This is a genomic window from Psychromonas sp. KJ10-5, from assembly GCF_055808325.1.
Genome location: NZ_CM147864.1, coordinates 33,989 through 55,942 on the forward strand (window position 1 = coordinate 33,989; position 21,954 = coordinate 55,942).

20 protein-coding genes, 4 tRNA genes and 2 pseudogenes are annotated in these 21,954 nt (G+C 38.5%); 21 read left to right on the top strand and 5 right to left on the bottom strand.

Annotated elements, in window-relative coordinates:
* Positions 1 to 295 precede the first annotated feature (295 nt).
* From AC0L3W_RS00180 to cydX, 3 genes are read left to right on the top strand one after another with little or no spacing between them, the layout of a single operon-like run.
* Positions 296 to 1,861, top strand: a complete 1,566-nt coding sequence (locus AC0L3W_RS00180; RefSeq protein ID WP_409439952.1) for a cytochrome ubiquinol oxidase subunit I — start codon at positions 296 to 298, stop codon at positions 1,859 to 1,861.
* Positions 1,861 to 3,000 carry a cytochrome d ubiquinol oxidase subunit II gene (gene cydB / locus AC0L3W_RS00185; RefSeq protein ID WP_409439951.1) on the top strand — a complete coding sequence of 380 codons (1,140 nt, stop codon included), beginning with the start codon at positions 1,861 to 1,863 and terminating at the stop codon, positions 2,998 to 3,000. Before AC0L3W_RS00180 ends, cydB begins: the two co-directional genes overlap by 1 nt.
* A 15-nt stretch (positions 3,001 to 3,015) precedes the next feature.
* Positions 3,016 to 3,129, top strand: coding sequence for a cytochrome bd-I oxidase subunit CydX (cydX, locus tag AC0L3W_RS00190; protein WP_409439950.1), 114 nt, complete (start codon positions 3,016 to 3,018; stop codon positions 3,127 to 3,129).
* 289 nt (positions 3,130 to 3,418) lie between these two features.
* Here cydX and cydC read toward each other — a convergent pair whose 3' ends face one another.
* Together cydC and cydD are read right to left on the bottom strand one after the other, a co-directional pair.
* Complete coding sequence (gene cydC, locus AC0L3W_RS00195; protein WP_409439949.1) at positions 3,419 to 5,218, bottom strand: heme ABC transporter ATP-binding protein/permease CydC; 1,800 nt, start codon at positions 5,216 to 5,218, stop codon at positions 3,419 to 3,421.
* Positions 5,218 to 7,029, bottom strand: coding sequence for a heme ABC transporter permease/ATP-binding protein CydD (gene cydD / locus AC0L3W_RS00200; RefSeq protein ID WP_409439948.1), 1,812 nt, complete (start codon positions 7,027 to 7,029; stop codon positions 5,218 to 5,220). The genes cydC and cydD overlap by 1 nt, the downstream gene beginning before the upstream one ends.
* Positions 7,030 to 7,546: 517 nt before the next feature.
* Between cydD and ybgC the strand changes: the two genes are divergently transcribed.
* The 15 genes from ybgC to AC0L3W_RS00275 all read left to right on the top strand — a co-directional run bounded on the left by ybgC (position 7,547) and on the right by AC0L3W_RS00275 (position 17,116).
* Entirely contained in the window at positions 7,547 to 7,951 is a 405-nt protein-coding gene (gene ybgC / locus AC0L3W_RS00205) for a tol-pal system-associated acyl-CoA thioesterase (protein WP_290040035.1), read from the top strand.
* Complete coding sequence (tolQ, locus tag AC0L3W_RS00210; protein WP_290040034.1) at positions 7,941 to 8,624, top strand: protein TolQ; 684 nt, start codon at positions 7,941 to 7,943, stop codon at positions 8,622 to 8,624. Before ybgC ends, tolQ begins: the two co-directional genes overlap by 11 nt.
* Positions 8,625 to 8,629: 5 nt before the next feature.
* Positions 8,630 to 9,061, top strand: a complete 432-nt coding sequence (gene tolR, locus AC0L3W_RS00215; RefSeq protein ID WP_290040033.1) for a protein TolR — start codon at positions 8,630 to 8,632, stop codon at positions 9,059 to 9,061.
* A complete protein-coding gene (gene tolA, locus AC0L3W_RS00220; RefSeq protein ID WP_409439947.1) occupies positions 9,062 to 10,210 on the top strand; it encodes a cell envelope integrity protein TolA in 1,149 nt (382 codons plus the stop codon).
* Positions 10,211 to 10,213: 3 nt separating this feature from the next.
* The gene (tolB, locus tag AC0L3W_RS00225; protein ID WP_409439946.1) at positions 10,214 to 11,533 is read left to right on the top strand and encodes a Tol-Pal system beta propeller repeat protein TolB; all 1,320 of its coding nucleotides are present in this window, start codon (positions 10,214 to 10,216) and stop codon (positions 11,531 to 11,533) included.
* A gap of 28 nt (positions 11,534 to 11,561) precedes the next feature.
* A complete protein-coding gene (gene pal / locus AC0L3W_RS00230; RefSeq protein ID WP_290040030.1) occupies positions 11,562 to 12,116 on the top strand; it encodes a peptidoglycan-associated lipoprotein Pal in 555 nt (184 codons plus the stop codon).
* Between the two features lie 7 nt (positions 12,117 to 12,123).
* On the top strand, positions 12,124 to 12,852 hold the full coding sequence (gene ybgF, locus AC0L3W_RS00235; protein ID WP_409439945.1) for a tol-pal system protein YbgF: 729 nt from the start codon (positions 12,124 to 12,126) through the stop codon (positions 12,850 to 12,852).
* Between the two features lie 318 nt (positions 12,853 to 13,170).
* Positions 13,171 to 13,246: transfer RNA gene (locus tag AC0L3W_RS00240), tRNA-Lys, on the top strand.
* A 182-nt stretch (positions 13,247 to 13,428) separates the two neighbouring features.
* A tRNA-Lys gene (locus AC0L3W_RS00245) sits at positions 13,429 to 13,504 on the top strand.
* Positions 13,505 to 13,597: 93 nt separating this feature from the next.
* Positions 13,598 to 13,673 (top strand) — tRNA-Lys (locus AC0L3W_RS00250).
* A gap of 142 nt (positions 13,674 to 13,815) precedes the next feature.
* Positions 13,816 to 13,891, top strand: a tRNA-Lys gene (locus AC0L3W_RS00255).
* Between the two features lie 108 nt (positions 13,892 to 13,999).
* Positions 14,000 to 15,058 (top strand): quinolinate synthase NadA, encoded by a 1,059-nt coding sequence (gene nadA / locus AC0L3W_RS00260; RefSeq protein ID WP_290040028.1) that lies wholly within the window; start codon positions 14,000 to 14,002, stop codon positions 15,056 to 15,058.
* A 59-nt stretch (positions 15,059 to 15,117) separates the two neighbouring features.
* The gene (locus AC0L3W_RS00265) at positions 15,118 to 15,618 is read left to right on the top strand and encodes a YehS family protein (RefSeq protein ID WP_290040027.1); all 501 of its coding nucleotides are present in this window, start codon (positions 15,118 to 15,120) and stop codon (positions 15,616 to 15,618) included.
* A 412-nt stretch (positions 15,619 to 16,030) separates the two neighbouring features.
* Positions 16,031 to 16,570, top strand: coding sequence for a hypothetical protein (locus tag AC0L3W_RS00270; protein WP_409439944.1), 540 nt, complete (start codon positions 16,031 to 16,033; stop codon positions 16,568 to 16,570).
* A 126-nt stretch (positions 16,571 to 16,696) separates the two neighbouring features.
* A complete protein-coding gene (locus tag AC0L3W_RS00275; RefSeq protein ID WP_290040024.1) occupies positions 16,697 to 17,116 on the top strand; it encodes a GFA family protein in 420 nt (139 codons plus the stop codon).
* Between the two features lie 186 nt (positions 17,117 to 17,302).
* Here the strand turns inward: AC0L3W_RS00275 and AC0L3W_RS00280 are convergent, their stop codons facing one another.
* The 3 genes and pseudogenes from AC0L3W_RS00280 to AC0L3W_RS00290 all read right to left on the bottom strand — a co-directional run bounded on the left by AC0L3W_RS00280 (position 17,303) and on the right by AC0L3W_RS00290 (position 19,295).
* Positions 17,303 to 17,908, bottom strand: a complete 606-nt coding sequence (locus AC0L3W_RS00280) for a DUF3157 family protein (RefSeq protein ID WP_409439943.1) — start codon at positions 17,906 to 17,908, stop codon at positions 17,303 to 17,305.
* A gap of 180 nt (positions 17,909 to 18,088) precedes the next feature.
* A pseudogene (locus AC0L3W_RS00285) lies at positions 18,089 to 18,340 on the bottom strand (endonuclease III); the annotation flags it as partial.
* A gap of 58 nt (positions 18,341 to 18,398) precedes the next feature.
* Entirely contained in the window at positions 18,399 to 19,295 is an 897-nt protein-coding gene (locus AC0L3W_RS00290; RefSeq protein WP_409439942.1) for an AraC family transcriptional regulator, read from the bottom strand.
* A 171-nt stretch (positions 19,296 to 19,466) separates the two neighbouring features.
* Here AC0L3W_RS00290 and AC0L3W_RS00295 point away from each other — a divergent pair, with 171 nt between their 5' ends.
* The 3 genes and pseudogenes from AC0L3W_RS00295 (at position 19,467) to AC0L3W_RS00305 (ending at position 21,948) form a co-directional block, all read left to right on the top strand.
* Positions 19,467 to 20,417 (top strand): SDR family oxidoreductase, encoded by a 951-nt coding sequence (locus AC0L3W_RS00295; RefSeq protein WP_409439941.1) that lies wholly within the window; start codon positions 19,467 to 19,469, stop codon positions 20,415 to 20,417.
* A 68-nt stretch (positions 20,418 to 20,485) separates the two neighbouring features.
* Positions 20,486 to 21,169 (top strand): annotated as a pseudogene (locus AC0L3W_RS00300) (fibrobacter succinogenes major paralogous domain-containing protein).
* Between the two features lie 8 nt (positions 21,170 to 21,177).
* Positions 21,178 to 21,948, top strand: a complete 771-nt coding sequence (locus AC0L3W_RS00305; protein ID WP_409439940.1) for a lipase family alpha/beta hydrolase — start codon at positions 21,178 to 21,180, stop codon at positions 21,946 to 21,948.
* The last annotated feature ends 6 nt before the right edge of the window (positions 21,949 to 21,954 follow it).

Consider the following 21,954-nt stretch of genomic DNA (forward strand, 5'->3'; position numbering starts at 1 on the left):
TCTGACACGCTTTCTTTTACTCTTTTTAAGGGGATATTTACATCAGGTTAATGATCAAAATGGTGTGACTTTAAGTCGTTAATATTCTTAATTAAAGTTTCTGCATTATTACTAACTATTCTTTGATCTAGGATAAGAAAAATAAGTTATTCACCATTTAAAATACCCGGCTTCCCCTAGCCAGCCCGGTATTTTAACAGTGCAAAATACTCAAGGGTTTAACAAGTAATAAAGTGCAAGAGTTTACTGGTTGACTCACTTACAGATTTTATTTTTATACGTTTAGGAGAATATAATGGACGATATAGTTGATTTATCGCGATTTCAGTTTGCCATGACTGCGATGTATCACTTTTTATTTGTGCCTTTAACCCTCGGGTTAGCATGGATCTTATTGATTATGGAATCACTGTATGTGATGACTAAGAAAGAGATCTATAAGGATATGACCAAGTTTTGGGGAAAACTATTTGCGATTAACTTCGCAATAGGTGTAGCTACAGGTTTAACCATGGAGTTCCAATTTGGTACTAACTGGGCATATTATTCTCACTACGTGGGGGATGTATTTGGCGCACCTTTAGCCATTGAAGGCTTAATGGCATTCTTCTTAGAATCAACCTTTGTGGGTCTATTCTTCTTCGGGTGGGATAGGCTTTCTAAGTTACAACATCTTGCAGCAACTTTCTTCGTTGCCTTTGGGTCTAGCATGTCGGCATTATGGATTCTGGTGGCAAATGCTTGGATGCAAAACCCAGTAGGGGCAGAGTTCAACTATGAAAGTATGCGTATGGAGATGGTTAACTTTGCAGACGTTGTGTTTAACCCTGTTGCACAGGTTAAATTTGTTCATACAGTAGCATCTGGTTATGTTGCTGGTGCGATGTTTGTATTAGCAATCAGTTCATATTACTTATTAAAAGGCCGTGATTTACCTTTTGCTAAGCGTTCATTTGCGATTGCAGCTGCATTCGGTACTGCAGGTATCTTATGTACTATTGTACTGGGTGATGAAAGTGGTTATGAAGTCGGTGACGTACAGAAAGTAAAATTAGCTGCTATCGAATCAGAATGGGAAACTCATCCTGCTCCAGCTTCATTTACTATGATTGGTTTACCAAACCAAGAAGAGCAACGCACTGACTACGCAGTTAAGATTCCTTATGCATTAGGTATCATTGCAACACGTTCTCTTGACGGCGAAGTAAAAGGCTTAAAAGAGTTAATGGATGAGCATGATGTACGTATTCGTAACGGTATGCTTGCTTATGGCTTGCTTGAAAAATTACGAGCAGGTGATGAAACCCCTGAAAATATCGAACAATTTGAAGCGCTTAAAGTTGACCTAGGTTATGGGTTACTGGTTAAACGTTATGCACCGAATGTAGTTGATGCTACCGACGAGCAAATTCAAATGGCCGTTGACGATAGTATCCCAGGTGTTGCTCCAATGTTCTGGTCGTTCAGAATCATGGTGGGGGCGGGGATTGCAATGTTAGGTATATTCCTATTTGCACTATACCAATCAGCGACTAACCGTATTGGTCAAAGTAAACTATTTGCTCGTATTTGTTTGTACAGCTTACCATTACCTTGGGTTGCTATTGAAGCCGGTTGGTTTGTTGCCGAATATGGTCGTCAACCATGGGCTATTGCGGAAGTGTTACCAACGCATATGGCGGTATCTTCACTTTCAGCGGATCAAATTTGGTTCAGTATTCTATCTATTATTGGTTTCTACACTGTATTGCTGATTGTTGAGACTTATTTAATGTTTAAGTTTGCCCGTTTAGGACCAAGTAGTTTAAAAACAGGTAAGTACCATTTCGAGCAGCTTGAAAATCAACAGGAGTTAAAATAATGTTTGATTACGAAACGTTAAGATTAATTTGGTGGGTGTTGATTAGCGTATTGCTAATTGGTTTTGTGGTAACTGATGGCTTTGATATGGGCGTTGGTACGCTTTTACCTGTGATTGGTAAAAGTGATGATGAACGTCGTATGATGATTAACAGTATTGCCCCTCACTGGGAAGGGAATCAGGTTTGGCTAGTATTAGCTGCTGGTGCTATTTTTGCGGCTTGGCCTGCTGTGTATGCAACGGCATTCTCAGGCTTCTATGTGGCAATGATGTTGACACTATTTGCATTATTCTTCAGACCTGTTGGGTTTGACTACCGAGGTAAAGTGGCAGACCCTCGTTGGAAATCTAGTTGGGACTGGGGAATCTTTGTTGGTAGTACTGTACCGCCAATCGTGATCGGTGTTGCATTTGGTAATTTATTACAAGGTGTTCCTTTTGTATTAGACGAATTTCTACGTGCTAATTACCAAGGTGGTTTCTTTGCACTATTGAACCCATTTGCATTATTAGTGGGTGTATTCAGTTTATGTTTATTTGTATTGCAAGGTTCAACTTGGTTACAAATGAAAACTGAAGGGGCGTTATACGAGCGTGCTCGTAAAGTGACATTGATAATTGCTCCATTAACAACCTTATTATTTGCTCTTGCTGGCCTTTGGTTAGCAAAAGGTATTGATGGATTTGTTATTACCTCTGCGATTGATTTGAACGGTGTATCTAACCCATTAGCGAAAGTTGTAGAAATACAGCCAGGTGCTTGGTTACAGAATTACAGCGATTACCCAATTTCGATGCTTGCACCTATTGTTGGTTTACTGTTCCCATTAATTGCTTTTGTAATGAGTATCTTTAAACGCAGTGGTTTTGCTTTCTTCGCAACCAGTATTACACAATTTGGTGTGCTATTAACTTGTGCGGTTAGCATGTTCCCGTTCATTATGCCTTCAAGCTTAAACCCGAGTCATAGTTTGACGGTATGGGATGCGACTTCAAGTGAGTTGACATTAAACATTATGACAATTGCTGCTGCGATATTTTTACCTATCATTTTACTTTACACCAGCTTCGGTTATATCAAGATGTTTGGTCGTGTAGGTAAAGAATTTTTAGTTAAATATAAACATTCAGCGTACTAATTAAGGAATTATATTATGTGGTATTTTGCATGGATTTTAGGTGTATTACTGGCTTGCTCATTGGGCATTATCAATGGACTTTGGTATGAACAAACTGAAGCCAATGAACAAGAAGAACAAGACAAATAACACTAGTCTTTAAATTAAGCGGTTACTTTTTAAAGTAGCCGCTTTTTTTTGCCTTTTTTCTGACACTACTCAGGCCAGCTTAAGTGCAGTCTCCTTTTAGAGCGAATAATATTACGTCAACTTTGTAAGGGAGAGAAATGGAGTTAAGTTTGAGAAGGCATATATTGAAGTACTAAAGCCATATTTTAATGGCTCACATAAGCGTTTATTTACAATTGAGCATTTTTAGTGAGCGTCACTAACACAACGTTTAAGTTGATTGTTACCAACCTAAACGTTGTCAGTCGCGTTAACACAAGTGTTTATGTAAACAGGCATAATAATCATCTGTCTTAATAAGAGTTTGATGAGTACCTTGATTGCGTAATGATCCTTCTTCCATTAAGTAGATGTTATCCATTTTATCCATGGCGGTTAAACGGTGGCTGATCATAAGTAGCGTTTTATGCTCTGCAAACTCAAATAACAGCTTTAATATATCGCGTTCAGTTCGTTTATCTAAACCTTCAGTAGGTTCATCGAGTAATAATATTGGTGCATCATGCAATAAAGCGCGGGCGACACCAATGCGTCTCTGTTCACCGCCGGATAATTGTCTACCACCTTCTCCTAACCACGTATCGAAAGGATTTTCTCCTTCGGTTAATGTATTCAACCCCACTTTATTTAATATAGAACCCAATAATTGATCGTTAATATCACGTGCTGCTTTTTGCTCTGCGGCATTGTTAAAGGTTTGCTGGTTAGTATTGGGTTGAGCAAGTATTAAGTTATCACGTAATGTGCCAGAGAAAATGTAAACACGTTGACTCACGACTGAAATTCCTGAAGTTAGTGCTGCCTGTGAGTATTGGTCAATAGCGGTACCATCGAGTGTGATCTTGCCTGAGTTCGCTTCCCATTCTCGAGTGATTAACGATAATAAAGTCGATTTACCACAACCGGTTTTACCTAATAAAGCGACTTTTTCGCCGGCTTTTATGGTCAAGTTAATGTTATTTAATACTGGCGTATTTGTTTGCTGCGATGTTTCATCTTGGTAAGCAAATTGGATATCTTTAAAGTGAATATCACCCTGTGTAATACGTTGTGTACTTTGCTCGTTAAACACAATATCAGGTGTTTGTTCTAATAGATCGTTGACGCGTGTTGCCGCGTTAATGCAAGAGGATAAATGTTGGAAAGCCCCTGAGATTGGTAACAGTATTTCAATACTTGCTAAGGCCATAAAACCAACCATAGCTAGCATCGCGCCTGGTGGTTGGTATTCACCTACACCTGATGAGGCAATATATAAAATGCTTAACACAATAAAACCGTGGCATAGGATCAATAATGACTGACTAAATGCCATTACATTGGCGGTCATCTGTTGGCTAGCTAATAGCTTTTGTTCAGATTCAGCTAACTGTTGACGAAAACGATCCGTTGCTGAAAATAGAGATATTTCAGAAAAACCCTGTAAAAAGGACAATAGTTGCACACGGTATTGACGTTTATTTTGTAGTTGTTCAATACCTGGTTTACGTCCTAAAAAGTAGAATAAAACCGGTAATACAAGCCACAGTACTAATAAGCTCGACGTTAAAATGATAGCAAGGTGTAGGTCAAACCATGCTAAGAAAAAAAACATCGCAAGCAGGACAAAAAAAGCGCTGAATAGAGGAGTTAGCAAGCGTAAATATAAATGATCTAATGTATCAATATCAGAGACTAAACGATTGAGTATTTCACCTTGACGCTTACCTTGCATATTGGAAGCACTGAGTGGCAATAATTTCCGCCATGCCCATACACGTAATTGAGTCAGTAATTTAAAAGTAGCTTGGTGTGTTGCTAAGCGTTCACCGTAACGACTCGCTGTTCGAAGAATAGACAAGAAACGTACACCGCCGGCAGGGGTGAAGTAGTTAAAGCTTTGCGTGGCTAAAAGCGTTAGACCCGCAACAGCCGATGCAGATAAAAACCAGCCAGATAAAGATAACAAACCAATACCAGCAAGTACGGCGATAACACTCAGTAACAAACCCACTGACATCATTAGCCATTGTTTTTTGAAAAGTCGAATAAAGGGAAGTAATACTGTCATTATATTTCCGCCTGAGAGTTCATTAAAATTGCACTATCGAGATGACTCATATCTTGTTGCATATCATTAAATAGACCCGGTGTTTTATTGAGTGTTTGGAAGTCACCTTGTTGCACTATTTTCCCTTGATCCATAACAATGATGTTGTCCATGTGTTGTAGCTGATCTAAACGGTGGCTGATCATGATACTGGTCATATCTTGGGTTGCATCTTGAATTGTATTGAAAATCACTCTTTCGCTGTCTTGGTCTAAACTCGCTGTTGGTTCATCTAGTAAGAATAGTTGTGCGTTTTTAGTTAATGCACGAGCGAGGGCAATACGTTGTGCTTGACCTACGGAAAGGCCTGACATTTGTTCACCGATAGGGTGGTTAAGCCCCAATGGTTTTTGCTCAATAAAGTCCCAGATAGCGACTTGCTGTAAGTATGTCTTTATTGTGCCGTCTGTTACTGTGCTATCACCCATCGAGATATTTTCACGCACGCTACCATAAAAGAGTTGAGGATCTTGTCCTAACCAAGCTAAGTTTTTACGCCATTGTGCTTTATCGATATTGGATAACTCTACACCGTTAACAAGCAGTGAACCCTGGTAGGGTAAAAAGCCCAATAGCGCATTCAGCAAACTGGTTTTACCTGAACCACTAGGGCCAACCAGAGCAACATCTTGCGCTGGGTCGACAGTAAAGCTGATTGGCCCAACTAACAAGCTCCCGTCTAGGCTATAAACACAAAGCTCTGTTGCCTGTAATGTTAATGCTTGCTCGGTATCGATAGCATGAGCGTTTTCAGTATCGCTTTGCTGTTGATGTGGAATCTGGTAGTCCAATAACTCTTTAAGGGCTTCAGCTGCACCAATAGCCTGTGCTTTGGCATGATAATGTGTCCCCATATCACGCAAAGGTTGATAAAACTCAGGGGCTAACATTAATACAAACACACCAATAAATAAGGTAATGCTTTCTCCGTAATGGCCAAAGTTGAGTTCACCTAAAAAGCTGAATCCAAAATAAACAGCTAATACAGCAATAGAGATAGCAGCAAAAAACTCTAAGACAGCTGAACTTAAAAATGCCAAACGTAATACTGCCATCGTGCCAGCTCTGAATGACTCTGAAGCTGACTCAATGTTCTTTAACTCAGTTTCACCTTGGTTAAACAACTTAAGGGTTTTCAAACCTTTTAGACGATCCATAAAGTGGCCACTTAATTGGGTTAATACTTTAAAGTTTTTACGGTTAGCATCCGCTGCACCTTTGCCGACTAAAATCATGAAGATAGGGATCAACGGAGCGGTGGTTAATAAAATTAAACCTGCTGCCCAATTCAGCGGGAAAACCGCAATTAAAATGGTCAGAGGAATAAAGCCTGCCAATAACATTTGCGGCAAATAGCGAGCATAAAAGTCGTGTAGATCTTCAATTTGTTCTAAGACGATGGTTGCCCAACTTCCTGCAGGTTTACCTTTAATATAAGCAGGGCCTAATTCGCATAGTTTGTCTAATACCTGCTGACGGATTTGTAAGCGTAAACGTTTACCTGCCTCGAAACTGGTGCGTTCACGAGCAAAAGCTAAGAGTGCTCTGACCGGAATTAAACATAATAAAGCGATAAACTGATTGCTTAATGCTTGTGTGGGTAACTCGAGGATCACAATGTTATGAATGATAGAGGCAATTAAATAGGCTTGAACTAAAAGAGATAAGCCTGTTAATACACCAAAAGTAACGGTTAGATTAAGGAAGAAACCGCAGGATTTTTTCTGTTGTTTTAACCATTTTGTTAATTGCTTTTCTAAAGGGATATTCATTTATGTAGCTCATTGTCGTGTTGTGCTGAAGTAACCAAAAAACAGCTGATCAGATCATCATCTTTTGTTTATTCTGGGTTTAAATTAGTTGTACGTTGCGTCTACTATTTTGGACCTATTTTACTCACCTCAGTTATCGATAAACAAAGCGGGCTTTTACAATTATTTTTATGAACTTGTACTGCGAACCATGCAAAAATAGCTGCGTTACATACTAAAAACTATAACGTAGTGACTATTGGAATAATCATGCCTAAATTAATGAAATGAGGTCACACAATACTGAGAGGAACAGTTAAATTCAATAGTAATTACAGCTTACTGATGCAACCTTGTTTTTAATCAACTATTGAGCAACATGCAACTTCATTATATCTGTGTAAAATAAGCGTTATATATAACATAATTGAGTGAGTATGATGAGTACTTTTACTAGTAATCTATGGACATATTAATTTACTATCAGATCGACTATTATTAGTACTTACCTCAATAGAATTAGCATAAGGAAAACAGTTTGTTAACCTCAACATTACCAGTTCGAATATATTATGAAGATACAGATGCAGGCGGCGTTGTTTATTACGCAAATTACCTGAAATTCTTTGAGCGTGGTCGAACAGAGTTTTTACGCGATTTTAATATCCAACAAGATACGCTACTAGACGAAGGCATCGCTTTTATGGTGAAAAAGGTGGATATGGACTGCATTAAGTCTGCTCGATTTAATCAACTACTTAGTATTGAAACAGAGGTTGCATCATACCGTAAAGCCAGCTTATTATTTACACAGAAAGTTTTTGATGAAAACAGGGAACTTCTTTGTCAGGCGGATACTCTAATCGCTTGCGTAAATTTGAATAAAATGAAACCAACCGCTATTCCAACAGAAATAATTGAGGTAATTACTCGTGCACGCTGATATGTCATTTTTAGGGTTATTCCTACAAGCTAGTTTGCTTGTAAAAACGGTTATGTTATTGCTCTTAGGCATGTCTATCTATTCATGGACGTTGATTTTCTCACGTTCAAGAATGTTGAAGTCGGCTAAGTTAGCACTGAAACATTTCGAAGATCGCTTTTGGTCAGGTCATGACTTAAGCCGATTATACAAAGAAACCGCTGCTCGTAGTGAACGAGTTAATGGTGGCGAAAAAATATTCTACATGGGCTTTAAAGAGTTCTCTCGTTTACATCGCATGCCGGGGCGTAACGTTGATAGCGTTATCGAAGGGGCACATCGTTCAATGCGTGTCACCTTATCGCGTGAAATGGATGAGTTAGAATCTGGTTTACCTGCATTAGCAACAATTGGTTCTATTAGCCCATATATCGGCCTATTCGGTACGGTTTGGGGGATCATGAACTCATTTATCGCTTTAGGTGAAGTACAACAAGCTACTTTATCTATGGTTGCTCCAGGTATCGCAGAAGCCTTGATCGCGACTGCAATGGGTCTATTTGCTGCGATTCCTGCTGTAATGGCTTACAACAAGTTTTCTACTCAAGTTGGTCATTTAGAAGCGTCATACATTAACTTAATGGAAGAGTTCACCTCGATATTACAGCGCCAAGCAATGACTGAGAGTGAGTAACTATTATGCGACATTCTTATCGAACGCCTAGACGAAAACGCGTTATTGCGGAAATTAATGTAGTACCTTACATCGACGTGATGCTGGTACTACTGATCATCTTCATGGTAACGGCTCCGCTAGTCACACAGGGTGTTAAAGTCGATCTGCCGCAAGCCGCAGCAGAATCGTTACCTGAAGATTCCAAGCCGCCTTTAATTGCTTCAATTGATAAACAGGGGCGTTACTATTTAAGCGTAGGTGATGAGTCCGATACACCGTTAGATGCATCGCAAATGTCATCGCTTGTAGCGGGACAAATTGAGCTTGATCCTGATGCTCAATTTATCGTGAAAGGCGATGGTGATGTCGACTATAAAAGTGTGGTGAAATTGATGGTGTTGCTACAGCAAGCAGGCGTGCCTTCTTTAGGTTTAATGACAGAGCCCGACGAATAGATGAAAAATAGCACAAATATTATTGCATTTATTACTGCATTTGCTTTGCATCTCATTATTGGAGGTGTGTTGTTGATGAACATTGATTTCTCGCTGCCGAAAGATAAACCTGAGGCAGCATCAATCATTGATGCCACTGTTATTAATCAAGATATGCTTGATAGTATGGCAAAGCATTCAGAGCAACAAAAACAAGCTCAGCAAAAGATAATAGATCAACAGCGTAAATTACAAGCAGAGCAAGAAGCTGAAAAACAACGTCAGCAAGCACTGGTGCAGAAGCAAAAAGATGAAAAGCTAAAGGCTGAAAAAGCAGAAGCAGTACGTCAACAAGAAGAACAAAAGCGTATTGAAAATGAAAAATTAGCCGCGGCAAAAGCAGCGGAAGAGCAAAAACAGGCTGAACAAGCTGCTATCGCCGCAGCTGAAAAGAAAAAAGCAGATAAATTAGCTGCCGAAAAAGCGGCGAAAGAGAAAGCAGACAAACTAGCAGCCGAAAAAGCGGCAAAAGAGAAAGCAGATAAATTAGCTGCCGAAAAAGCGGCGAAAGAGAAAGCTGACAAACTAGCTGCCGAAAAAGCGGCAAAAGAGAAAGCAGATAAATTAGCTGCCGAAAAAGCGGCGAAAGAGAAAGCTGAAAAACTAGCTGCCGAAAAAGCGGCGAAAGAAAAAGCTGATAAATTAGCTGCTGAGAAAGCCGCGAAAGAGAAAGCTAAAAAATTGGCGGCTGAGAAAGCTGCAAAAGAAAAAGCAGCTAAAATTGCTAGAGAAAAAGCAGCAGCTGAAAAAGAACGTTTAAGACAAGAAGAGTTAGATAGACAAATGGAAGCTGAGTTTTCTGATGATTTCTCAAGTGCAAGAAGTGCAAAGCAAACCTCTGAAATCGCTAGATACCAAGCACTGATTCGCTCTAAAATAAGTCGTAATTGGAAAGTTGATCAAAGCATGAGCGGTCAAACTTGTACATTAGCCATTAAATTAGCTTCTAACGGATTAGTATTAAGTGCAGTGATGAGTAAAGGTGATCAAAAGTTATGTGATTCTGCTCGTCGAGCAACACTGCAGGCTAAAACGTTACCTATTCCTAAGGATCCTGATATTAGTGGTCAGTTTAGGGATTTCGATATTACATTAGAGCCAGACCTATAAGGAATGAACATGTTTGTTCGATTAATTAGTTTGATAATACTGGTTGCAGCTTCAAGCAATGCATCAGCACGTTTAGAAATTTTAATTACAGAAGGCGTTAATAGTGCACGTCCTATTGCTGTTGTGCCTTTTAAATGGCTAGGCAAAGGCAAAAAACCACAAAATTTCTCTGAAATTGTTGCTGCTGATTTACAACGCAGTGGTAAATTTAGCCCTTTATCAATTGATAAAATGCCAAAAACACCTTCTAACAGCAAAGATATTGATTACTCTACCTGGACTGAGTTAGGTGTTGAAGCGATTGTTATGGGTGAAGTAAAACCAGATACCACTGCTGGTAAATACATCGTCACTTTTGAGCTGTTAGACGTATTAACCGGTAATGTTAATATGCCTAACTTTGATCCAGTGATGGATAAGCGCCGCAGTACTATAACTACAAGTCAGTTAAGACAATACGCACATCGCATTAGTGACATTGTTTATGAAAAATTAACTGGTGAGCGTGGTGCCTTCTTAACGCGTATCGCTTATGTTGCGATCGACAGAGATAGTACACACCCATATCAATTACGTATCTCAGATTATGATGGTGAAGGCGAGAAATTAGTATTACGTTCAAAACAGCCAATTATGTCTCCTTCTTGGTCTCCAGATGGGCGTAAACTGGCTTATGTAAGCTTTGAGAAACGTCGTTCTCAAGTATATATTCAAGATCTTTATACTCAGCAACGTGAGTTAATGACTTCTTTCCCTAAAATTAATGGTTCACCAACTTGGTCACCAGATGGAACTCAATTAGCATTAGTGTTGTCGAAAGATGGACAACCAGAGATATATACTTTTAATATAAAGACAAAAGCATTGAAACGATTGACAAATAATCGTGTCATAGATACTGAACCTAGTTGGACACCTGACGGAAAGTCGATTATATTTTCATCTGAACGAGGCGGAAGACCACAAATTTATCAAGTGTCTTTAGCAACGGGCAAAGCGAAACGCCTTACTTGGGAAGGTGAGATTAATTTAGGTGGTACAATGACCCCAGATGGTGATAATCTTGTACTTGTAAGTCGTCATAATGGGAATTATATGATTGCGGTGCAAGACCTTGAATCTGGTGAGTTAAGAACCTTAACAAAAACACAGTTAGATGAGTCACCAAGTATTGCTCCAAACGGCAGTATGATTATTTACAGCACTGTTTATCAAGGTAAACAAGGCTTAGCACTAGTTTCGATGGATGGTCGATTTAAAGCGAATATACCAGCGAATAATGGTGAGGTTAAATCACCGGCATGGTCACCATTTTTACAATAATTTAATTAAAACGTACTAAGGAAATAAAATGAATCGTTCTATGATTTCAAAAGGCTTATTAATTGCACTACCAATGTTAGCATTAGGTGCTTGTTCTTCAACTACTGATGCAGATGCAGAAGCAGCAGCGAAGCTACAAGCTGAACAAGCAGCGGCAGCAGCTAAAAAAGCAGCTGAAGATGCAGTACAAACAGATACAATTCAAGCAATTGAATTAACTGCTGAAGAAAAGTTAGTTGAGCAATACACTAGCGCGATTTTAGAGACAACAATCAACTTTGAGTTTGATAAATCAGTTATCTCTCCAAAATACGCAACAATTTTAGATGCTCATGCTAAATACTTAGTAAACAATACTGATAAATCAATCACTGTTGAAGGTCATGCTGATGAACTAGGTACGCCTGAGTACAACATCGCACTTGGCGAACGTCGTGGTCTAGCTGTTTCTACTTACTTAGAAAACATGGGTGTTTCTGCAAGTCAAATCACAGTAGTAAGCTACGGTGAAGAGAAGCCAGTTAACCTAGGTCATAACGAAGCTGCTCGCGCTGAAAACCGTCGTGCAGAATTAGTTTACTAATTTCTATATGAAAAAACGTAATCTATCAGCGGCCATGCTTATGACCGCTTTTTTCTCTTTCCCGAGTTACGCTGCTGCACCTGTTTCAGATGCAACGGTCAGTACGGCTAGTAATGCAGAATTACTAAAACGTATGGATGAGTTAACAAGAGTGATGACGATACGCAATAAAATGCAGATTCGTTTTCAAACTCAGTTAGATCAATTAGGACAAGAGATAAATCAGATAAAGGGTTCAATGGAAGTCTTTTCCAATGACCTAGAGCAAATTGAAGAGCGTCAACGTAACCTCTATCAAATGTTAGATGAACGTCAACAAACTTCACAACCTGTTGCTGCATCTGCAACACCAGCTGCTCCTGGTACAGACAAAGCCGCTTATCAAGCTGCTGTTGATTTAGTGCTTAATGATAAACAGTATCAGCAGGCTATTACTGCTTTTGAAGCGTTTGTTATTGATCATCCTGAATCAAGTTATGTTCCAAACGCGCAATACTGGTTAGGGCAACTCCTCTATAAAGAAAAGAAACGAGATGAAGCTAAAGTTGCATTCTTAGTTGTCACTGAAAAATACCCTGACTCTAATAAACGCGCCGATGCATTACTTAAAATTGGTATCATTGATGAATATGCTGGTTCGATTGATTCTGCGAAATCTTTCTATCAGAAAACGGTCTCTGAGTATCCAAATTCATCTGCAGCAAACTTAGCTGCTAAACGTTTAAAGACTCTTTAAGCACATATTTTACCTAGAATAATTGTGCTTAAATCTATTATTGTTTAATTTCTCAGCACATGAAATAAAAGTCGCATTTTTTTGTTGCGCTCTGAAAATATTTGTATATTATACGCCGCAGTTGAGAGCAACACGTGATGCAAATCATGTTCTAGCTTAAACTTAAAGCTCAGTTGGTAGAGCTTTTAATCTATTTTAAGATTAAACAAAACCAAAACGTTATAAAATACGTATGTAGCTCAGTTGGTAGAGCTATTGATTCACTTTTAATCTAAAAGTGAATTGAAAATTAAAACCATAACCATATGTAAATTATATGGGCCGTTAGCTCAGTTGGTAGAGCAGTGGACTTTTAATCCATTTGTCGAAGGTTCAAATCCTTCACGGCCCACCACTTTTATATAAGCTCAGTTGGTAGAGCTATTGATACACTTTTAATCTAAAAGTGAATTGAAAATTAAAACCATAACCATATGTAAATTATATGGGCCGTTAGCTCAGTTGGTAGAGCTATTGATACACTTTTAATCTAAAAGTGAATTGAAAATTAAAACCATAACCATATGTAAATTATATGGGCCGTTAGCTCAGTTGGTAGAGCAGTGGACTTTTAATCCATTTGTCGAAGGTTCAAATCCTTCACGGCCCACCACTTTTATATAAGCTCAGTTGGTAGAGCCATTGAAGCACTTTTAATTTAAAAGTTAATTCATTAAATAAAACCATAACCATATATAAATCATATGGGCCGTTAGCTCAGTTGGTAGAGCAGTGGACTTTTAATCCATTTGTCGAAGGTTCAAATCCTTCACGGCCCACCACTTTTATATAAGCTCAGTTGTAGAGTTAAAAACAAACCATATAAAACTATATGGGCCGTTAGCTCAGTTGGTAGAGCTATTGATACACTTTTAATCTAAAAGTGAATTGAAAATTAAAACCATAACCATATGTAAATTATATGGGCCGTTAGCTCAGTTGGTAGAGCAGTGGACTTTTAATCCATTTGTCGAAGGTTCAAATCCTTCACGGCCCACCACCTTTTTATCTCCCCATTATATATCTAACTACTCGTAAATATTTCATTACTTTTTTTCTTCTAAGTTGCTATAATCTGCACCCATTTTTCTATATCTAAGAGTTAATAATGAGCCAATTTTCCCCGCTTGTTGGATCTGATTATCCATTTCCTGGTAAACCTGTTGAATTAACTTCACAGGAAAAGATTGATTACAAAGCTAAAATCAAACAACTACTTGTTGAAAAAGATGCGGTACTTGTCGCTCATTATTATACCGATCCTGAAATCCAAGCGCTGGCTGAAGAAACGGGTGGTTACGTTGCAGACTCTTTAGAGATGGCTCGCTTTGGTCGAGATCATAAAGCAAAAACATTGATTATTGCTGGTGTTCGCTTTATGGGAGAAACAGCAAAAATTTTAACACCACATAAAACCGTACTAATGCCTGAACTTGCCGCTACTTGTTCTTTAGACGTGGGTTGTCCTGTGGAAGAGTTTTCTGCCTTTTGTGATGAACATCCAGAACGTGCTGTGGTTGTATATGCAAATACTTCAGCTGCTGTTAAAGCACGCGCAGATTGGGTCGTGACATCGAGCATTGCGTTAGAGATCGTTGAACATTTAGATAGCGAAGGTAAAAAAATCATATGGGGACCAGATCGCCATTTAGGTAGTTATATTGAGCGCAAAACTCAAGCTGACATGATTATGTGGCAAGGTGACTGTATTGTTCACGATGAGTTTAAAGCTAGTGCATTACGCGATATGAAAGCAATCCACCCTGATGCTGCTATACTAGTGCATCCAGAGTCGCCTGAGAGTGTCGTAAAATTAGCTGATGCAGTAGGATCTACAAGCCAACTGATCAAAGCAGCGCAATCTCTACCTAATAAAAAATTAATTGTAGCTACTGATACAGGCATCTTTTATAAAATGCAGCAAGCATGTCCAGATAAAGAGATGATGGCTGCACCAACAGCTGGTAACGGCGCAACGTGCCGTAGTTGTGCACATTGTCCTTGGATGGCTATGAACGGCCTTAAGGCAATATATGATTCATTAACTGATGCTTCAGGGCATGAGATAGATGTTGATCCTAACGTTGCTAAAGGCGCGTTAGTATCGCTAGATAGAATGTTAAACTTTGCCGCTGAGCAACAGTTAAAAGTTAAAGGTAACGCGTAAGCGTTTTATTGTAAGCTCTGACATAATGAGCTTACTATCACTCAACTTATTGAGAATTTATGATTACTAATGATGTTTTACGCCGTGTACGTTATGCACTGCAATTAAATGATACAAAAATGCTAGCCATCTTTGCTTCAGTTGATAACGAAATGAGCGTTGATTTTTTACATAGTATTATTGCTAAAGAAGACGCAGAAGGTTTTGTACTTTGTCGTGATAGCGTTTTATCGTTGTTTCTTGACGGCTTAATCTATGAAAAACGTGGCCGTAAAGAGGGCGCAGTACCAGCTGTATTACCTGCTAAAGCGATTTTATCTAACAACGATATTCTTCGTAAGTTACGTATCGCGTTAAACTTTAAAGATGAAGATATGCTAAATGCATTATCACTTGCTAACTTCCCAGTATCTAAAGGTGAGTTATCAGCATTATTTAGAAAGTCTGATCACCGTAATTACAAGCCTTGTGGTGATCAACTACTACGTCGCTTTATTGACGGTATTACAGTGCAGTTCCGTGGAACTAAACCAAGTACTGACGCAGTTGACGCTGAGTAAACGTACTTAGTTTCAATCTAATACTAAAGCCGAGTTAATTAACTCGGCTTTTTTATGCCAGTTGTTTCCACATTTTTAAAATAAAGGCTTGTGTAAATATCGGGTATCGTCCTGTGATTATAACTAACTATCACTGGTGATTAATACAATTACCTTTTAGTCGAAAGTGAAAATAATAACGATAGAGAAGTTGAAGTTAAGGTATAGTTTACATTAATCCAAGGGCTAAGCCCTTAAACCGCAATAATCCAATCTAATTAATCTTATAAACACTCTTACAAGTCAATTTAATCAATCATTTATTGAAAAGTGAATAATCTATTTGAATCTCAAGTAAATGTGATTTTTTTTAAAAAATCAGGCTGAGAATGAAAAATTCTACAGCCTCGTTATATGAATCTAGAGTTTAGCTATGCATTCTAAAGAAGTACTTGAGTTATTCGTTTCCAAAGCAGACAAACTTATTGCCAGCTCATTTTCGAAGCAAATGCAAAAGGAGCATAAAGTCACAATTGGAGCAGAAGTATTAGATTACGTAGGTCCAACTGACGAAGGGCTTGATGCATTTCTTTTGACGCATAGATTGTTTTTTCAAAGAAACGAACACTTCCGTATCAATAATTTACATTCTCACTTTAAAAAGCTTAAAGCGGATGATAATAAGTTAGAAGCACTAATAGAGATGCAGGCTTGGATTAAAAAGTATTGGAACTCTGATTCACCACTTATTTACGATGGTGAAAGAATGTCCAACTGGGATATTTACCAAGGTTTTCTTTATGGTGACCTTGCGCATACAAATAACATTGAACACCGTGAGAAATTTATAGCTTGGACTAAGAATACAATTTCTAAAGAATCATCATATTTTGACTTCAGAGACATACTAGGAAAAACGCTTATAATTATTGCACAAACTAAATATCTAACTGAAGATGTTCTTTCGAAGTAAATTTATATAATAAAACGTTTAAACGTAACTAAAACAGCGGATTACGTTCCGCTTCGCTATACATTACAACAAATCAATTTTGTCTACTTAATGCGGCCTAAGCTGCCCTAAACATTGGAGTCGATTATGGAAAGCGTTAAGTACCCAATTAAAGGTTCTTGCCAATGTGGCGAAGTAACTTATGAGCTTCTTGAACCACCTTTAATGGTTGTCGCTTGTCATTGTAAAGAGTGCCAAAAGTTATCTACTAGTGCATTTAGTATTACGGCTGTGGTGACAACTAAAAGTGTTAAGTTTAGTGGGGTAATGAAAGAATGGAGTCGTCCCTCGGATAGTGGAAATATTAATGGCGCTAAATTTTGTCCGTCATGCGGCAATAGGCTTTATCATTTCGACCCTAATGAACCTGACAAGCTAAAACTAAAACCAAGCAACTTAGCAGACACTCGTATAATAAAGCCAACTGTGCATGTATGGCTTAGTGAAAAGCAAGATTGGTATCAGATTCCTGAGGGCGTTAAAACTTTCGATAAGCAGCCTTCGTAGCAAGTACAGTTTACAAGTCATTACAGCAGTAAAATTTACAGTTAGCTATCTTCACTACACTCAGTGTTTTAGCTAACGATAAATTTCTTATTATGCGCCATGAGCTTGTAGAGCTTCTCCAAAAGGGAACTCGCTATACGAACACAACTCCCCCATTGACAATTCATTATTTTTAAACATAAAAACCTAACGAGTTTCTATTTCAACGATTTTTAGGCTGAGCAATTTATCTGCCCAGTTAGCTTTGTCGATACCATCAACCCAAATTATTCGACTGTCTCGTGTTTCACCTTTGCGTAAGTAAGTATTTGGCAATCTGTAGCTGGCTTGCCATACGTTGAAGGTTTGCTCGGAAATTTGTTTAGCTTGATCATCATAAAAAGTGGCTGCAACTTTTACTATTACGACACCCTCTGCGTTATTACTGGATAAGGCAAACTTTAAACCAAGGGATCGCTCTCGCCAAGTGGCTTCAGTAAAGGTCACTTTGACATCACTTTTTACGGCCGTATTTAACAATCCTGAACGCACTAGTGATGATTTATCTTTTGCTGTTTGTTCTGTGTTAGCAGGTATTACTGTAGTCGAGGCGATGACGACAGGTATAATTGTATTATCAGCTTTTGTAGTTATCTCAGTATTAACGGCGATATATTCCCAGGTGTGGTCATCGTTTAATTGAACTGTGGCACCATTATCTAATGTTACGGTGCCAATACTTGCTGCTGAGAGCCCAAAGGATACTGAACTGAATAGGATAAATAGTGTGTGCTGTAGGTGGCGAAAATGCATAAGTTTCAACTTTTTATTATTTGATTTAAGACAGAATATCTTTCTGTTGGATAAAGGCAAGTGGCCTTTATGTTTTAGTGTTCATTGTTTTAAGTCTGAAGTTTTAAATCGTTTTGGAGAGATGTTGAGTTTGTTGAAGAGAGGCTAACGCAACCCATTAATATTGGGTTGCGGTTAAATTTAATAATTGGTTTTTTCTTTAAACTCACATAGGTCTTCTATTAAGCATGAGCCGCAGCGTGGTTTTCTAGCAATACAGGTATAACGACCGTGTAATATTAACCAGTGATGTACATCTACTTTGAATTCCGCTGGAACAACTTTTAACAGCTTTTTTTCTACATCATCAACATTCTTGCCCATGGCTAACTTAGTGCGGTTAGAAACACGGAAGATATGTGTATCGACAGCAATGGTTGGCCAGCCAAAAGATAATAAGGCTAGATGTCAACTGAACAGTATCAAATTAGCTATTAATTGAATTAATTTACTATAACGCCGAACTTTCAGTCATTTCTTTTGATTTCGCCCACTGCTTTGGTGATAAGCCATACATTCTTTTAAATTCACGACTAAATTGAGATGAACTAATATAACCAACATCCATTGCTGCAACATATACACTAGTGCCTTTTGCAATATTCATTGCTGCGTGATTAAGTCGCATCGACTTAACAAATTGAATAGGGGACATGTTGGTTGCTTGTTTAAACTTACGATGAAGCACGGCACGGCTCATGCCTATATATTCCGCTAAATCATCAATAGTGATAGTTTCTGCTAAATTAGAGGATAAAAATTCAATAGAACGAGCTATTTCATTACCAACGCCAAACGCGCGTGTAAACGAATTACCAGCTTCGCCTTTTAATATTGCGTAATAAAGTTCGCGTAAGCGACTTTTTCCAAGGATCGCTAAGTCCATCGAGTGCTCGTCCAATAGTAAAAGCCGATATAGAGCATTTGTAAATTCGGCATCCCAAGCCGCAGTAGTAACGCCTTGTGGTGTAGCTGCGGTTTTGAATACGCGAGAAGAGTTTCTGGTGCTTTCAATCTCTAACGCCAATTCTGTCATCAACCTAGAATCTAACGAAATATAAACACCTAATAGTGGGCTATTTGGTGTGGTTTCTGGTGTACCTGTCTCAATTGGCATCGACATAGTACAGCATATATATTTGCTATTGTCGTAAATATGCTTATTTCCTCCCCATATCGCTTCTTTACTACCCCGAACTATTGCTGTTATTGATGGTTCATACACAGCGGGGGCACACTGAATTGGTTCGGTTACTTTAAATAGTTGCACACCTTGAATACCTGTTTCTACTAGGCCACTTGTTGTCATTTTTCGGTTGATGATATGTTCTATTTGCTCTTTATTCATTGTGTAATCTCAATACTCAATATGAACAAACGTTAACACCGTCAATACTCAGTTTCAATTGGGTGATATAAATAGGCATGTTTTAGCGAGTTTTTCGCCTATTTAAGTAGTTTGTATGAGTTTATAGTGCATGTTACGTAAATGTTGCAATTTAACTAATAGGGTTAAGATATGACTCGCGAAAATCAATTCGGTCCAAAAGGTTGGACACCAGAACACTTAGATTCTTTAGTAGGTAAAACGTACCTAATTACTGGGGCAAATACAGGAGCAGGGTTCCAAGCTACGCGTATTTTATTATCGAAAGGTGCGCAGGTAATTATGTTGAATCGTAACCCTGAAAAATCTGAAGCGGCAATTGTGGATTTAAAGAGCGAATTTGGCAATGATGCTAAGGTAAGTTTTATAACAATGGATTTGGCGGAGCTAGCATCAGTTCGAAAAGCAGCGCTAGAAATTAATGAAAAAGTGCCGAAAATTGACGCATTGATTTGTAATGGGGCTATCGCGCAAATAGCGGAGCAGAAGCTAACCGTAGATGGCTTTGAAAGCCAGTTAGGTATTAATCACTACGGTCACTTTTTATTATCTGGTCTGTTGTTTGAAAGAATAAATGAATCAAAAGGCCGTATCGTAGTTGTGTCTAGTGAAGGGCATAAAATGGGGCTAAGAACCATGCAATTTGACGATATGAACTGGGATAAAAACTATAATCCAAACAAAGTTTATAGCCAAAGTAAGCTGGCTCAAATGATGTTCGCCTATAAGTTGCAAGATAAGATCAAACAGCATGGTAAATCAGTCGAGGTTTTTGTTTGTCACCCCGGAGCATCTAATACGTCGTTAATTCGAGACAATGCTAGTTTAGCTACGCGACTGTCTTGGTCGATTATGGTGAAGTTAGGGGTGGCTCAATCCGCAAGAAAGGGTGCGTACCCAGAAGTGATGTGTGCAACGGCGAATGACCTCGAGCAAAGAGCTTACTACGGTCCAACGGGACTTTTGAATTTTGGTGGTCCAGTAGGCGAATGCAAGCTTGAGTCATTTGTTTTAGACGATGAGGTGTTAACTAAATTGTGGAAGTTGTCTGAAAATGAAACATCACACAATTGGCAGATTTAGATCATCGAGTTTGTTAGAAGGGAAAGTTATTGAAAACACTCATTTATATGTTCGGTATAGGTATGATAATGGCAACATCAACAGGTCGTAGCTCAACAGGTGAGTTAAATAGCTCATTCGAAACTCATTTAATAGATAAGACTTCAGTCGGTAAAGTGTTAGATAGTGAAAGCAATGAATACCGAACATTAACCATAGGCAAACAAACGTGGTTGGCGGAAAATTTAAGGGTTACCAAATTTCAAGACGGCTCATAGGTTAGCACTGGGTATATACCAGATGATGATGAAAACAAACTTACTAAATATGGCCGCCTATATGATTGGAAAGATGTTAGCGACAAACGCAACCTTTGCCCTGAAGGCTGGCGGGTAGCCTCTGACGAAGATTGGCAAGAGTTAGAAAAAGCCATAGGTATTGAGGAGTCAGAACTAAATACATTAGGCTGGCGAGGTAAAAATGATATTGCTATTGCATTAAAAGCAGAACAACCAAATACGTTATTTAAGCAATTTGACCAATCACTGGTTAACAAGTTTAATTTCTCTGCAACTCCAGCAGGGGTGAAACTAGGGAGTTGGTATATCACACAAGGAATGTATACCGAATTTTGGACCAGCACTAGCGCTAGTGAGAAAAAGGCGTTTGCTAGAACGCTTGCTTATTCTTGGTGGAATTCACATAAAGGACAAATTCGTCGAGCGAAACTAACAAAGTCGTTTATGTTTTCGGTTAGGTGTGTAAAAAATTAGGAAACTGTATGATAGCAAAGAACGTAATTTTACAACTTGCGAGCGGTACAATATCAATTAAAATTGTGCTACTGACACTTTTGTTAGTGACAGGCTGTGCTAACTCGGAAGTAAAATACACCTCATATCAATTAGATAAAGAACTTGTTGTGCTTGCTCATGGGTTAGGCCGAAGTGATTGGGCCATGTGGCGGTTAGAGCAAAGATTAGAAGACGCAAATTATCGTGTTTGTACGCTAGATTATGCGACCATAGGTGAAAGCATTGAAAGTGTTTTAACTGAAACTAGCAAGCAAATAGACGCATGTTTGCAAAATGCTAATAAAGCACATTTTGTTGGACACTCTCTTGGTGGATTGGTTATAAGATCTTATTTGCAAGAAAACAAAGACAGTCTAATTAATCAAAATATCGGTGAAATTGTACTGATGGGAACTCCTAATACAGGTAGCGAGTTCGCTGATTACTTAAGTGATTCTTGGTTAATGAAAATAGGCGGTGAAATAAGCACTGCATTAATGACAGGTGAAAATAGTTTAGGCAGTAACCTTGAAGAGATAGACGTCAACTTAGGCATTATTGCAGGGACTAAAGCCTCTAGCCTAACCAGTGAATATTTTATCGGACCAAATGACGGATTGGTGTCGGTAGAATCAACAAAGCTAAAAAGTATGAGTGACTTTATCGAGATAGAAGTCACTCATACGCAAATGCGATACGATTTGGAGGTTGCAGAACAAACTATTCACTTTTTAAAACAAGGGAAATTTAAACACTAACAAACG